Origin of the sequence: Sorangium sp. So ce321 (assembly GCF_051530195.1) — a bacterium.
Taxonomy (GTDB): domain Bacteria; phylum Myxococcota_A; class Polyangia; order Polyangiales; family Polyangiaceae; genus Sorangium.
Genome location: NZ_CP150329.1, coordinates 7,989,250 through 8,002,817, shown reverse-complemented (window position 1 = coordinate 8,002,817; position 13,568 = coordinate 7,989,250). Strand labels below are relative to the sequence as shown.

General features: G+C 68.9%; 11 protein-coding genes. 2 read left to right on the top strand and 9 right to left on the bottom strand.

All coding sequences use genetic code 11. The features are described from left to right. Window positions 1–416: 416 nt before the first annotated feature. Window positions 417–941: a hypothetical protein gene (locus tag WME89_RS29315; RefSeq protein WP_438002993.1), complete on the top strand. Its 525-nt coding sequence runs from the start codon at window positions 417–419 to the stop codon at window positions 939–941. Window positions 942–948: 7 nt separating this feature from the next. On the opposite strand, the gene WME89_RS29310 is transcribed toward WME89_RS29315, so the two are convergent. The 5 genes from WME89_RS29310 to WME89_RS29290 all read right to left on the bottom strand — a co-directional run bounded on the left by WME89_RS29310 (window position 949) and on the right by WME89_RS29290 (window position 7,543). After that, complete coding sequence (locus tag WME89_RS29310; RefSeq protein WP_438002992.1) at window positions 949–1,179, bottom strand: hypothetical protein; 231 nt, start codon at window positions 1,177–1,179, stop codon at window positions 949–951. 125 nt (window positions 1,180–1,304) lie between these two features. Beyond that, on the bottom strand, window positions 1,305–3,179 hold the full coding sequence (locus WME89_RS29305; protein ID WP_438002991.1) for a DUF885 domain-containing protein: 1,875 nt from the start codon (window positions 3,177–3,179) through the stop codon (window positions 1,305–1,307). Between the two features lie 221 nt (window positions 3,180–3,400). Beyond that, window positions 3,401–4,582, bottom strand: coding sequence for a hypothetical protein (locus WME89_RS29300; RefSeq protein WP_438002990.1), 1,182 nt, complete (start codon window positions 4,580–4,582; stop codon window positions 3,401–3,403). Next, entirely contained in the window at window positions 4,579–6,102 is a 1,524-nt protein-coding gene (locus WME89_RS29295; protein ID WP_438002989.1) for a prenyltransferase/squalene oxidase repeat-containing protein, read from the bottom strand. Before WME89_RS29295 ends, WME89_RS29300 begins: the two co-directional genes overlap by 4 nt. 109 nt (window positions 6,103–6,211) lie before the next feature. After that, the gene (locus WME89_RS29290) at window positions 6,212–7,543 is read right to left on the bottom strand and encodes a cytochrome P450 (RefSeq protein WP_438002988.1); all 1,332 of its coding nucleotides are present in this window, start codon (window positions 7,541–7,543) and stop codon (window positions 6,212–6,214) included. Between WME89_RS29290 and WME89_RS29285 the strand changes: the two genes are divergently transcribed. Next, complete coding sequence (locus tag WME89_RS29285) at window positions 7,542–7,688, top strand: hypothetical protein (protein ID WP_438002987.1); 147 nt, start codon at window positions 7,542–7,544, stop codon at window positions 7,686–7,688. The genes WME89_RS29290 and WME89_RS29285 overlap by 2 nt on opposite strands. A gap of 23 nt (window positions 7,689–7,711) precedes the next feature. On the opposite strand, the gene WME89_RS29280 is transcribed toward WME89_RS29285, so the two are convergent. The 4 genes from WME89_RS29280 to WME89_RS29265 all read right to left on the bottom strand — a co-directional run bounded on the left by WME89_RS29280 (window position 7,712) and on the right by WME89_RS29265 (window position 13,566). Continuing rightward, window positions 7,712–8,863, bottom strand: a complete 1,152-nt coding sequence (locus WME89_RS29280) for a PAS domain-containing protein (protein WP_438002986.1) — start codon at window positions 8,861–8,863, stop codon at window positions 7,712–7,714. A 679-nt stretch (window positions 8,864–9,542) separates the two neighbouring features. After that, window positions 9,543–10,460, bottom strand: a complete 918-nt coding sequence (locus tag WME89_RS29275) for an SCE4755 family polysaccharide monooxygenase-like protein (RefSeq protein WP_438002985.1) — start codon at window positions 10,458–10,460, stop codon at window positions 9,543–9,545. A 285-nt stretch (window positions 10,461–10,745) separates the two neighbouring features. Next, the gene (locus WME89_RS29270; RefSeq protein WP_438002984.1) at window positions 10,746–12,767 is read right to left on the bottom strand and encodes a lipoxygenase family protein; all 2,022 of its coding nucleotides are present in this window, start codon (window positions 12,765–12,767) and stop codon (window positions 10,746–10,748) included. A 139-nt stretch (window positions 12,768–12,906) separates the two neighbouring features. Further along, on the bottom strand, window positions 12,907–13,566 hold the full coding sequence (locus WME89_RS29265; protein WP_438002983.1) for a carbonic anhydrase: 660 nt from the start codon (window positions 13,564–13,566) through the stop codon (window positions 12,907–12,909). Window positions 13,567–13,568 lie beyond the last annotated feature (2 nt).

The following is a 13,568-nucleotide window of genomic DNA, read 5'->3' as shown; positions in this document are numbered from 1 at the left end:
CGGGAATCGCTGGGATGTTCGGGACTGGTGCTGTTCGGGCCATCACTCCCCCCGTATGCTGACGTACCCGCGCGTACCACGACGTCACCGAGGGGTCCAGCGGCGGGGCCGCGCTCATTGCGTGCGCGGATGAGCTGCCGGCGACGTGTGGTAGAGTATCTGAACGCCCTGTGACGAGCGCCCGTCATCCGCGGTGCGAGGCGGCGCCGCCGCTGGAGAGGAGAGCGGGGAGCGCCGGCCGGTGCGCGGCCATCCGCGCCGTCAGCCCGGCAGGCGGGGTCGAGCCGCTAGCCTGCCAGGGGATTGACGCTCACCGCGGCGGCCGATCGGGAGGCGCCGCGGGCTGACAGGAAATGACCGGGAGGCGCTGGACGGGGTGGACGCGCCGCGCGCACAGCGGGTACACCGGGGCGCCCATGGACACGACGCACGACGACACGGACGAGACGCACGACGAGGCGGGGCAGGAGCGCCGGCTCCGCCCGGAAGACCAGGACCCGAAGCTGTGGAAGGGCAGCGGGTGGACGGCGCGGGTCATCAAGAACGAGGACGACGACGGGTGGGCCGTCGAGATGACGTGCGACGGCCAGAGCGAGCCCTCGCTGGTCGGGCCGTGGACGATGGGGCGCGACAAGAAGAACCCGAAGCCCCTCGACGCGAGCGCGTTCGCCACCCTGGTGAAGACCGCGAACGAGGTGATGGCGCGCCACGCCCAGCAGCGCCGGGCGCAGCTGCACCGGAGCGTGACGACGGTGGTCGAGGGCGGCGCGCGGATGCGCGTGGACCTCGACGTGGTGCCCGACGAGGACGACCCCCACGCCATCCTCACGGTGTACGACGCGGCGGGAGAGACCGTGACGCAGGCCAGGGTGCCCCCGGACTTCAAGCTCACCGCCGAGAGCGCGCGCCGGTGGATCGAGGGGAACGTCTCCGAGCCGTGATCGGCGCTCAGCCGGAGTGGCCCGGCGTCCACGCCGGAGGGTCGCTCGCCGGGAACGACTCGTCCGACGCCTCGTCCACCGGCTCTGCAGGTGCGTCCGTCGCCTCGCGCGGCGAGAGCGCGCCCCCGCGGTCGAGCGGCGTCTCCGGGGTGCGCTCCTCGGCCTCCTCGGGCCCGGCGGCCGCGCCGCCGGGCGCTTCCGGCCGTCGCTCCTCCGCCGCCTTGTCGTTCGTTTCCATGGGTCCTCCTCCGGCGTCCTCGCGCGTCCTCGTGCCCTCCACGGCAACTGGCGCCGTCGAGGCGCGCCGCAAGGGGGCTCCCGCGCTGGATCGCGCCGGACCTCCGTCTTCTCCTGGTCCCTCGCTCAGGGCGCCGGCTGCGCCCCCACGAACCGCTCGAGCACCGCCTTGCGCAGCAGCTTCGGCGGCAGGATCCCCTGGGCGAGCACGAAGTCGTGGAACCGCTGCGCGTCGAAGCGAGCGCCCATCCTTGACTCGACCTCTGCCCGGAGCTCCATCAGCCGGGTGAAGCCGTAGAAATAGGACGTCGCCTGTCCTGGCGCGCGGAACGTGTAGCGCTCCACCTCGGACTGCGCGAACGGCGCCGAGACCACCACCTCGCTCTCCAGGAAGGCGCGCGCGGCCGCCGGCGTGATCTTGCCGGCCTGGAGCTCCGGGTCCAGGAAGGCGCGCGCGGCCCGCAGCAGGCGGCATTGCAGGGAGACGAGCTGGCCCTCGGGCGGCATGAACGGGAGCACGATGGCCTCGGAGTACAGGCCCCACCCCTCGGCGTTGGCGCTGTTCATCGCGAAGACGGCCCGGGCGATCGAGACGCCGCGCTCGACGAGCGACGCGAACTGGAGCTCGTGTCCGGGGCGCGCCTCGTGGGCGGTGAGCGTCCACGACGCCGCTGCGTGGGTGAAGTCGTCGATCTTCCGCAGCTCGTCCCTGGTGCCGGGGGGGCCCGGGAGGCTGAGCGGCAGCACGAACTCCCCCTCTTCCCCCTGGTTGCCGAGCAGCCGCGGCGGCCGCATGTGCGGCGCCGGCGACTCGGCGCTCTCGGCGGCCGTGCCGAGCCGGATGCGCGCCGGCCTCTCGGGCAAGGAGACGAGGCGCTCCTTCTTGATGATCTGCTCGATCTGGGCGAGCCGCTCCTTGTAATGCGGCAAGATCGCCTCGCCCACGAGCTGCTCCTTCTTCAGGGCGCGGATGACGTCGCGGTGGTCCGCGCTCGGCAGCTTGCGCGCCCTGGCGACCGAGACCGAGAGCTTCTGCATCTGCGCCTTCAGATCGTCGAAGGCGGCGTGGGCCAGGGGCACGAGCTCGGCGGGCGGGAGCTCGACGCCGTGCGACTCGAGCGCGAACGCGTAGAGCGGCGGCGGCAGCGCGAAGTCGGTCCGCGCCCGCGGGAGCACCTCCTTGCGCAGCGCCGCGTCGTACGCCTCGAGCTGGCGGTTCAGCGTCGCGAGCGGCTCTTCATGGCCGCTGATACCGTATTTGCGGAAGAGCTCGCCGATGCCCTCCCGCACGCTGGCGTTCGTGGCGAGGTGCCGCTCGATCTCCATCCTGGAGGGGGCGAGCAATCCGGGCTTCCCGAGCTCCTGAGCGAGCCTCGCCCTGGCCTGCTCGGCGATGGGCGCGTGGCCCGGCTCCATGCCGGCGTAGCGCCGGAGCCGCGTGAGGGCCGCGGCCCGCCGCGACGGGGCCACCCGGTCGTCGAGCAGGCTCAGTATGCCCTCGAAGACGAGCCCCGTGGCGTGCACGTACCCGACCCTGTGCTTCTCGTCGAGCTCGGAGCCGCGCACGGCCCGGTCCGCGGCGTCCAGCAGGATCTGCAGATCCTCGGCGACGGCCGGGTCCTTCTCTGACTCTCGCCGCTTCTGGAGCTCCACGATCGCCGCGCGGTAGGCCGCGCGCTCCCGCGCCTCGACCCCCGGCGAGAGATCGGTGACCTCCGTGTCCGCGCGCTCGACACCCAGAGAGCCGGCGTGCTCCGGCGAGAACCTGGCGAGCACGTCGAGGAGCACCTGCGCGTGCTCGTTGCTGCGCACCACCCACGCCGGAAGCCGCTGGGCCGCCGCGCGCGCGGCAGGCGCGGCGCGCGCGGCAGGCGCGGCGCTCGCGGCAGGCGCGGGCGCGGGCAGGGGAGCCGGCGCGGCGGCGGGGGGCGCCGCGTCGCGGGCGCACGCGGCCAGGAGCAGCGGAAGGAGGGCGAAGCGGTGGAGGGCGCGCATGGCCATCGCGTACCTCTTGCACAGGCTCCGCCGCGCGCCAGCTCGCGACGGAGGCACATCGAGACCCCGCGAGCCCACCGCGCATGCCCTGAGGCGCCTTGGCCGCCTCCGGCGGCCTTCTTCAGGAAGCCCGCGCGTGGAGACCGCATCCGGGCTGTCCCGAGCGCGAGGGGGCACTCGACGTGCCCTGCGCACCCGATCGCGAGGACGACCGCGAGACCGTGACGTCACTCCCCCAGAGCCGCATCACCCAGCGTATTCACGTATCCCGACTCGATGACCCTCTTGCAAAGCATGAGGAACACGCCTGCATGCTGCCAGCACTCCGCCGGCAGCTGTGCCACGCCGCCGCGCACGACATCGACGAATAGCTCGACGATCCGCTCATCTCCGGCGCGATCGTCGAGATCGAAGTCACGCTGCGCCCGGGCTATCACGCCCTCGTCTTCCATGCCCACGAAACGCATGTAGGACGCGACGAGCCTTCGATCCGGGTGATTGAAGATGTTCAGATCGAACCACCCTCTGGAGCCTGAGCTCCGATCGACGTCCTGATCTCCGACGTCATCGAAGATCCGCGCCGCGGCGTCGACGAGCCGATCGCACAGGTGCGCGACGGCAGGGTTGGCGAGCACCTGCTCGATCATGGGGAGCTCAGGTCTCTCGCCACGATACAGGCTGTACACGACGGCGACCGTCCCGGCTGTCTGAATACTCCCGATCGAATGCGCGACGAGATCGTCGGCGTGCGCGTCCCAGAAGGCATCCTTCTCGCTCTCGAGGTAGCGCTGGCTGAGCTGCCTCATCGCGGATCCATGACTCAGAAACCCAGCGACAGGAGAGCCGAGGAGCACACGAGCGTCCTCTGGATAGCTCAGGCGAGGCAGCAAGCCTACCGTCGCCGTCAATGCTCGGAAGCGCGCGTCGACGATGGCCGGATCGGGGCTCCGCGCCTTCGCTGCATCCAGCTCGCCCCGTAGCACAAAAGACGCCAGTCGCTTCGCGTTGTTTGCCGCTGGTATAGTTAGATCTGGAGCATGCGCTTCGAGGAGCCGGTGCACTGCCGCCACCGTCGCCAGGTCCCCGCCATCCATCAGGCTGTCGCAAAGGAACAGAAGACCGAATATCACAGAGACCGTGGCGAGGCGCTCGACGTCCTCGATCTCGACCGCGACGGACGAGCAAAACGCGGTCGTCTTGGGGCCGAGCTGCCGGAGGAGACGCTCGATCTGGGCGGGCTCGAGCTCAGGCAACCCATCCCGGACGATGGGGCGAAATCTATCGATGAAGCACGAGTGCACGTCGTGCATCTTCTCGGCGAACGCGCGATAGCTCGCGGTCGACGGGTAAGAGTCACCAAAGACAGGGCTCTGCCACACCCCTTCGATCAGGCGACCTAGGTTTGTCATGAGGGTGGCGAGACGAGGAGTGAGCCGAGGATCCACGCGCGGTCCACGCGCACCGGGCAGTAGAGATCCTTGCCGATCCAGCGAAGATTTTCCTGGTTGCCGTCGATGTGGTCGTTCGCCATCAGCCAGCTGTACCCCCTTCGCCAGGCAGCTCGCGTCATGGATTCTTGCTCTCGGTTCCTTTGAACGGCGCAGATCGCGAGCACGGCGTACGCCGTCTCTGCGGCGGTGGACACACGGCCAGCGCCCCAGCCTCCATCCTCACGCTGGGCGCGCAGCAAGGCTTCCGTGCCGGCCTTCACCGCGGACATCTGCCCCTCGTGCAAGAGGGCCAGCATGACCTGCGTGGTCGCATAGATCCAGGAGCTGTGCCATTTATCGCCCACCCACCGCCCGTCGGGCTGCTGACGTTCCAGGAGGTACCGGGCCGGCTTTGATGCGTCCTCCCCGTGACATGCGAGAGCGTGGATCGCATGCGCGTTGGTCGTGAGCGAGGGCTGCAGCTCGTTCGCGTAGGTGATGAACATTCCTTCTCTCTCGAACCGACGCAACGTGCCAATGGCGCGAGGCGCCCCGAGCTTTCCCAGTGTGGCGATGGCCGTCGACGTGATATCCCCATCGTGAGCGAAAGCGTCGCTCATTCCCATGCCTTCGGGCCGGAGCGCGGCGTCCAGGTCGAGCAGCTGCGGTCGTACCACGTCGCGTAGCCCGGGATGGTCGAGGAGGGCGAGGACCCGCAGCGAATACAACACCCAGGCCTGTTCGAATCGATTGATGGGCCACACCGTGGGGACGACGCCAGGAATGCCGAGCTGGGTAGACTTGCTCGCCTGGAGCAAATAGGCGTGGGCCGCCGCTCGCGCGTCCGCGAGGCCCGCCTGATGGCGGGATGCGTGAAGCCAGGCCGCCGTGGCGGCAGGGCTATGCCCGACGCCACCGCTCGCGTCGATGACGTCACGCGAGCAGCCGCTCCCCCAGCCCTCCCACGAGTGCGCAGCAGCGCTCCCGGCTGCTGGACGAGCCTTGCCGATCAGAGCCCGGCGCCTCTCGCCGAGCGCAAAGAGCGCCCTGTACGGGCTCGGATCGATGTGGAGCCCCATGGAGGAGGCCTCATCGAGCAGCCTGGGCATGAGCAGCTCCAGACCGACGGGGATGTCGTCTGGCAACGATGTCCCCCAGTGCTCTCCCTGGTTGCGCAGGAACTCCAGGGCCCCTTCGCAGGCCCGGCGCACCCGCGGCACGGCGTCCCGATACGGATGCAGGGCCACGATCGCCGCCACCGTCGGAAGGTCGCGCGCGCGTGGTACCGACGAGAGCCCCCAGCCGCCATCCGACCGCTGCTGCTCCAGAAGCCACGCGATGATGCCCTCTTTTGCGTAGGGGAAGCTATCGAACATGAGCGCGACGGCGGTGTCGTAAACCGACGGGCTGACAAGACCTCCTCCTCGACCGATGTGCGCGACGAGCCTGCGGAGTCCGTCCAGAGCGCGTTCGGAACGCGGCTGCGGGTAGATGTTCATGTGCTGAGCCCCCCCAACGACATTCAGTTGCTGTCATCGAGCCTATCGATAGTGGAAACTGACGACCGGTAAGCTGGTGGTGAAATCATCGGTGGTCGAGCGTCGCGCCTCACCGGGGGTGAAAGGCGACGCGTGTCGATGGCGTTGGATGCCCGAGCGGGAAGTACACCTGCTTCGGCGAAGGCCCCTGGAGGCGCGGAACAAGCCCGGTGCGTCGCAATGCCCGGACGAAGGCGGACTGGAGCTGGAGCGCCTCGATGTGGGCCATGTTGTAACCTACACAGAAGTGCGGTCCTGCTCCGAACGGGGCCAGATCGAGCGGCCCCGGTGAGCCCGAGCGATCTTTCCAGCGGCTCGGATCGAAGCGATCAGGATCCGGGAAGAGCGAAGGCTCATAGCCGAGACAGGTGGGGCTGATGGCCAGCGGGGTGCCTCGAGGTATGCGCCGACCGTGCAGCATGATCGCGTCGGTGACCGTCCGGAAGATGAACCAGCCCGGAGCGTACAGACGTAAAACCTCCCGGAAGACGGCGCTGGTGACGGGAAAGCGTTGCGCATCTCTGAAAGACGTGGGGAAAGGGCCGTCCGGTGCGGCGGTGTGCTCCTCGCAGATGGCGTTCCGCAGCTCGTCGCGACCTGATAGAAATATGACGATCCACGCCAGGATCGAGGCCGTGGTTTCATGGCCAGCGAGCAAGATCGCACGAGTGTTGTCGACTATCTCCTGGTCCGACAGCGGCTTGCCTTCCGCGTCACGAGCCTCCGAGAGCGCGTCGACGAGCGAGCCTCCCGCCCCGGCGCCTTCGCGAGCAAGGGCGAGGAGCCTTCGCAAGCGGTCGTCTATCCATGCTCGCGCACGACGCGAGCGGTAGGCAGGCAGGCCTGGTAGACGACCCGGGATCGGGTACACACCCAGCATCAACTCTCGATAGGCGCGGCTCCACGCAGGCAGATCTTCTGTCGGGACGCCGCAGACACGCAATATGATCTCGAGGCTCAGCTCCCGCATGGCGGGATGGACGGCGATGCTCCCTCGCTGGAGCCAGGCGTCGATCCTCGCGGAGATCACGGAGGCGATGGTGGCCGAGGCGCCCTTCACGAAGCTCTGCGGGGAGAACGAAGGGTTGATGGCAGAGCGCATGTGTCGATGCAATGCCCCGTCATGCGCGGCCGCCGAGCGTCCCACGATCGCCTTGAGGTTCGCCGTGTAGTCCATGACGACCTCAGGTGCACGGAGCACATCGAGAGCGTCGGCTCCAACATAGAAGAGCCGGCGGTGCGCAAACCCGAAGTTGACCCAGAAGAGCGGGCCCAGCGCTCGGCTGCTGCGGCGCAGCAGCCCGATCGCGTCTCGATAGAGGATGGGCAGGTGACCGATCACCGGCAGCTCACCGGCAGCCGTGGGGAACCCGTCTCGCTCGGTCCGATCCAGGAAGAGCATGACAAACCTCGCTCTCGTCTCGGCCGCAGCTGCGGCACATCTCGTCGTCGTCCTCACGACGTCGGTCCCTGGCCCGCCGGGTGAGCTGCAGGCCCGCTGCCGGCTCCCGGCGCGGGACGCCGGCGTGGACCCGCGCGAGCGTTGAGGGAGCGGCAGCGCGTCAGCGGCTCAAGGGCCTGCCTGCGCCGCTGTCCTCGCGCGCTGACTCATCTGGTTGATGCAGAACATGATCCCCGCTTTCAGGTTCGCCCGGGTCACCATGCTGTCCAGATCGAGTCCCAGCTCGACGATGGTCTGAGCGACCGGCGGTCGAATGCCGCAGATGATCCCCCCGGCCCCGAGGAGCCGGATGGCTCTCACGAGCCTGATCAGATGATTCGCGACCTGCGTGTCCACCATGTCGACGCCCGTGAGATCCAGGATGGCATAGCGGGCGCCGGTGCGGACGACCTCGTCGAGCAGGTTCTGCATGACGTCGGCGGTCCTCGCGCTGTCGACGACGCCGATCATGGGCAGCGCGAGCACCCCGTCCCAGACCTGGATGATCGGGGTCGACAGCTTGCCGATGACCTCCTGCTGCTTCTGGATCTGCAGCAGCCTCACGCGGAGCTCTTCCTCCGCCCTCCTCGCCTCCGAGACGTCGAGCGACAGCCCGATCACCGACTCTACATTCCCGTGAGAGTCCTGGATCGGCACCATCCAGTTCTCCCAGAACGAGTTGTCGGCCTTGGTGTGGCTCAGCGAGTGCATGGGCGAGCCGCGGAGCGCCCGCTTCACCGTTTCGGTGCCGTCGGGGACATTGGAGTAGATGTCGAAGAGGTTCGTCCCGACCAGCTGCCCTCGCTTGAGCCCCAGCGTCGCCAGTCCCTTCCCGTCGTGATGCGTGATCGTACCATCTCCATCGATCGCCCACACGATGACCGGGAGGTTGTCCGAGAGGGCACGAAGCATGTCCGCGGACTCGCCTTTCCTGGATTCACCCGCAACGCGATGGATGGCGCCAGGCGTCGGGTGCAGCGAGCCGTAGATGGCCTCACCGTGGGGAGCTCTGCGCAGCACGCATGAAAAGTTCGCGTGGACGTCCCCGGCCGTCAGCACCCGGCCGCGCAGCTCGACGGGACCGATCGTCTCGTGGAGCCGGGACCATGTCACCGCGACCGCTTCACGATCGTCCTCGTGAAAGAGCTCATGGAGCGCCGTTCCCCGGGCGGCCCCGCGCCCGACCGTGCTGGCGAAGGACTCGCTCCAGTGGGACAGTCGGCCGTCGGCATCCGCGACGAACAGTGCCTCCGTGGAGTAGAGATAGGCTGACTCCCACAATTCGCGTTGCGTCGTACAAGGCTGTGTTACCATCAGTGTCCCCCTCACCCGAGCCCGGTCCAGGGCTCCTGCACCTGCCCACATGGCGCGCAGGCGCCCTGGAACGAGCATGTCGTTGACCACGAGTCGGCATCCGCAGACTCACCCCTCTCAGGACTTGCGCGAGCGATGGCGAGCGATCGGAGAGGCGTCAGCGCCCAAGTCCAGCAAGGGGTCCAGCTTGCATTGTGAGATTACGAATGATGCATCTCTGGATGGAAACGGGGAGATCCGGAACCGATACTAAGGCCGTTCCCGAACTGGCCACGTGATTGGGGGGCGGGCGCTGTCCGCTCCGTTCTGTCTGGAAATGCCCTGCGGTATGGACGTTTGAATCTGTCCCCGCTCGGTCAACCCGTTCTTCTCTCCCACGGGTGTCCAGCGGTCCGACCTCTGCCCTGCGGTCGCCTTGCCGGCGCGTGACCCTTCATGCTCACACCTCTCCCGGCTCGGGCCCGCGCGCCCACCTCGGGCGCGAGTCACGGTGCAGGCGGCGCTCTGGTCCCCGCCGTGGGGGTCTGCGACCTCGAGGAGCGCGACGGGTCCGTCAGCCAGCGGTGATCGTGAGGGATCGAGGGGAACGGCGCGCGACGTGGCGCGAGGGGTTGCTCACGTGGCGAGAGCTCGCTCCAGGACGGGCTCAGCGGCGGCGGCGCCAGCGCAGGAGCCCGAGCGCGAGCAGGCCCGCGATGGTTGGGATGGAGGGGGTCTCGGTGGTGCCGACACGGCATCCGCAGCCGGACGAAGAGGAGGAGTCGGACGCGTCTTCCCCGGCGCTTCCGCCGTCGCCGGTGGACGCGGCGCCGCCCTCGCCACCGCTGCCACCGCTCGACGCGGCGCCGCCGTCGCCAGCGCCGCTGCTGCTGTTGCTGCTGCTGGGTGCAGCGCCGCCGACGCCAGCTCCGCCGCCCGCGCCGCCCGCGCCGGTCGCGCCAGCCGCGCCGCCCGACCCCGTGGCTCCTCCCTCACGAGGGACGATCGTGACGATCGCGCAGTGATGATAGAAGCAGCCGCCAGGGTTGTTGATCCCGTGGTTCGACATGAACTCGCTGACCTGCAGCGTGCAGTTGGTGCAGGTCAGATCGTCAGGGAGCTTGATCTCGACAGATTGCTGTCCCGAGAACGCCGCCGTGTGGGCGAGCAGGCCGTCCGCCAGGAGGGGGAGCTGCGGGTCGGCCTCGATCTCCGTGGAGCCGCACGGCGTGGAGCCAGGGGTCACCTCCGGATCCGGGGGGAGGGACTCCTGATCGGGCGCGATCGACACGCGGTAATGGCCCGGGTGAAATATTCCCTCCTCGATGGTCAGCGTGATCGTCTGACCCTGGACATAGGTGGTCACCTCGCCGGTCGGCTGGACGGGCGACCCGGGATCCGCCTGGCCGCAGGGCGCGCTCTTCTGCGGGTTGCCGAGGTTGTCCTGCTCCGAATAGCAAGCCGGCTCGAGCAGGGCGAAGTGGGCACGCGCCACGGCCGGATAGAGCGCGGAGATGGTGGCCGCGGCCAGGGCCGCCGCGGGCGCGTGCCACGGCGCGTTACGTCTCGTTCGTGATGTTTGCATCGCTTTTCTCTGGGTCAGGAGGTGGTCTCGGGCCCGCAGCCATGGGGTCTTCGTGGTTCTTCTCCCAGGCTGGCGCGGGCGCGCTACTCTCCACCACCGCTCGGCCGCAGCCAAGCCCGAACCGGCGCGCGGCGACGACACTGGAGGTTGAATTCCTCGCTGTCGGCGGCCGCCAGCCGGCAGGAGCGCAGCGGACTCGGCCGCGTCGCGCCTCGCGCCGGGCCACGGTTGGCCTCCCGGACGGCGATGCCGGGACAGCACGACCGACGCCCCTGCACGGCAATCTCAGATGTTGATGCTCTGCGGGATCTGGGACGGCAGGAGGACGACGTACGGGATGCGCTGGAGGTTGCGCTTGCCGATGGTCGTCTCGACGTCGAGCAGCGCGCGCTGGAACGCCTCGAGGGGCTCACGGACCCGCGCGTCGGCGAAATACACGCCCGGGATGTTCCGGTCGTAGTCGCCGAGCCGCGAATAGTACACCCCGCCGAGGAGCGTCATCACGCCGAGCTGGAGCAGCGCCTGCTGCAAGGGCGGCAGGTGCTGGAAGATCTCCGAAGGCGGGAGGCCTTCGGTGATGCTCGGCGCCGGAGCGTAGGCGGCGAGCGGGAGCGCCGGGGTGAAGCTCATGATGAAGTTCTGCGGAAAGTTCACCGCCGCGTGCTGGGCGCTGGCGGTGAAGATCACATGTGTCAGCAGGTCTGCCAGGTAAGCCACGGTGCTGATCGCCCCGTCCTCGCCGATGCCGCTCAGGCCGCCGCCAGAAGGGGAGGACAGCTCGGCGAACCAGCTCTGCAGCTCGTAGTCGCCCTGCACGTCCGCGTCGCTTGTGTAGTAGATGGCGAGATACCGCGACACCCACTGATGGATCGCTCCCCACACGAGGACCGCGTCGTCGCGGTAGGGATAGCTCGGCAGGGTGCCCGGGTCCTCGACGCCCCGGCTCGCGAGCGCCGCCGGGAGGAACTGCTGATTGACGCTGTAGTTCAGCACGGAGTCGATCGCGAGCTGGGTTGACGATGCGATCGTCCCGGCGAGCAGGTTGTCCACGGGGCCCCCCGGGGCGATCAGGTCGGCCTCCGCGGCGTTGTTGATCGCCAGGGTGCCCTGGAAGTGCGGCGTGAGCAGCACGTTCACCGGGTGTTCGGGGGCGAGCTGCCGCGGCGTGGCCATCGCGAACGCCTCGATGACGAGGTGAGTCTGTCCGAGGTGCGAGACCATCTCGTGGTAGTTCCCGTCGGCGACCTGCACGTGGAGCTTGGCGATCTCCCACGCCACGCCGTCCGAAGGGGTGAATATCGGGCTCGCCGCGCCGGGCGCCTGCGTGCACTGGATGGCCACCGGACGGAGCAGGCGGCTCGGCGAGCCCGCGGCGGGCACCGCGAACAGCGCGAGCGGCGCCTCGACGTACTTCTGCTGATCCGGCGCGGTCCCGGGCACGAGCTGCGAGAGCGCCTCGTAGTCGGCCAGGTAGAGGCGCCCCTCCTCGCCTGCGCTCGCCAGGGTATCCCCCTTGCCCATCACCGATTGATACTGCGCGTCGGTCACGGGGAAGTTCGCGCCGGGAGACGCGACGCGCTTGATCACGAGCGGATTGGGCCCCGCCACCCGCATCCAGGCGAAGGATGTGTCGTCCTGGTAGACGCTCGCGATCTCCGGCAGGCGAAGCGTCTGGAACTCCGAGGCATAGTCGTACACGCCGGTCGCCGGCCCGTACATCCCGACCAGATCGAGCAAGAGCTTCCCCAGGGCGCTCAGCAGCATCTCCAGCAGCGACTTGATCGTATCGCCCGCCTTCTTGATGTGGAGATCCTTCGTGTCGAGGGCGTGGCTCAGCACGCGGCTCTCCACCGCCGTGGCGACGCTCTGCGCGACCCCTTCGAACAGCGCCACAGGCACCTGGCGCGGGGGCGGCGCGGGGGCGCGCTCGGGCTCCGCGTGGAGCGGCGTCAGCAAGAGGGCGAGCTCCCGATGCCATCGCTTCAGATCGACGAGGGCGCCGTGCATCCTGGCGCTCGTCGCCTTGTCCATCGGGGCGCCTCCGGCGGTTTGAAGCGCGCCATCAGGGCCCACGAGCTTGGACGCCTTGGCCACCACGTTGCCGACGAGATCGAGAATGACGAGCACCGCCGATCCCGCCCAGATCGGGGCAAAACCCTGCCCGTTCGGGACGCTCTTGGCCACCCCGAGGGGCTTCAGACGGGTCTCGTGGTCGTAGACGTAGGCGGTCTGGGCCTGAGCGAGCTCGCTCTTGCGCTGCTGCTGCTCCTCGGGAGAGTCGTTCTGCGGCAGAGACGGGTTACTCATGACGCCTCGATGTTGAAGGAACTGCGATGAGCACCACGCTACGCCCGCTGTACGCTGAGGGCAATCCGGTACGTGCCACCCGCTCGCTGGACCTGTGCGCAACGAGCGGGCGCGATCTGGCTTCACGCGCGCGAGGGCTTCACGCGTCCGGGAGGAACGTCACCTTGCCGGTCTCCAGGGCGTACTCGGCGCCCACGATCCGCATGCCGTCCTCGGCGCAGAGCCGCTCGAGCAGGCGGCTGCCGTGCCGGAGGTGATCGCACGAGTTGCGCACATTGGCGCGCACCGCCTCGCGCATCAGGAGGTCTCTCGGGGCATGGCGGCCAGCGACGCTCACGACCGTCTCCACCGAGGAGCGGCACCGCTCGACGATATCGCGAATGTTGTCGGTCAGGGGACTGCCGTGCTCCTCCTGGAGCAGCTCGCTCAGCGTGGCCTTGATGGCGCCGCAGCGCGAGTGGCCCATCACCACGGCAAGGCGAGTCCCGAAGGCGGCGGCGGCGAACTCCACGCTCCCGACCAGCGAGGGGGCCACCACGTTGCCCGCCACCCGGATGACGAACAGGTCGCCTAGCCCCTGGTCGAAGATGAGCTCAGACGGCACCCGCGAGTCCGAGCAGGAGAGGATGATGGCGAAGGGCTGCTGCCCTTCCGCGAGCGCGGCGCGCTCCCGCTGCCCCAGCACGACATGCTCGCTGCGGTTGTTGTCCACGAAGCGTACGTTGCCCTCGACCAGGCGCTGGAGCGCCTGATCGGCGGACATGACGGGGAGGGCGGGTGCGCGGGTGCTGATGCTCATGG

Excerpts from the sequence above, each read along its gene's own strand:
- WME89_RS29315 (WP_438002993.1), top strand. The coding sequence starts at position 417 with ATGGACACGACGCACGACGACACGGACGAGACGCACGACGAGGCGGGG.
- WME89_RS29310 (WP_438002992.1), bottom strand. The coding sequence starts at position 1,179 with ATGGAAACGAACGACAAGGCGGCGGAGGAGCGACGGCCGGAAGCGCCC.
- WME89_RS29305 (WP_438002991.1), bottom strand. The coding sequence starts at position 3,179 with ATGGCCATGCGCGCCCTCCACCGCTTCGCCCTCCTTCCGCTGCTCCTG.
- WME89_RS29300 (WP_438002990.1), bottom strand. The coding sequence starts at position 4,582 with ATGACAAACCTAGGTCGCCTGATCGAAGGGGTGTGGCAGAGCCCTGTC.
- WME89_RS29295 (WP_438002989.1), bottom strand. The coding sequence starts at position 6,102 with ATGAACATCTACCCGCAGCCGCGTTCCGAACGCGCTCTGGACGGACTC.
- WME89_RS29285 (WP_438002987.1), top strand. The coding sequence starts at position 7,542 with ATGACAAACCTCGCTCTCGTCTCGGCCGCAGCTGCGGCACATCTCGTC.
- WME89_RS29290 (WP_438002988.1), bottom strand. The coding sequence starts at position 7,543 with ATGCTCTTCCTGGATCGGACCGAGCGAGACGGGTTCCCCACGGCTGCC.
- WME89_RS29275 (WP_438002985.1), bottom strand. The coding sequence starts at position 10,460 with ATGCAAACATCACGAACGAGACGTAACGCGCCGTGGCACGCGCCCGCG.
- WME89_RS29270 (WP_438002984.1), bottom strand. The coding sequence starts at position 12,767 with ATGAGTAACCCGTCTCTGCCGCAGAACGACTCTCCCGAGGAGCAGCAG.
- WME89_RS29265 (WP_438002983.1), bottom strand. The coding sequence starts at position 13,566 with ATGAGCATCAGCACCCGCGCACCCGCCCTCCCCGTCATGTCCGCCGAT.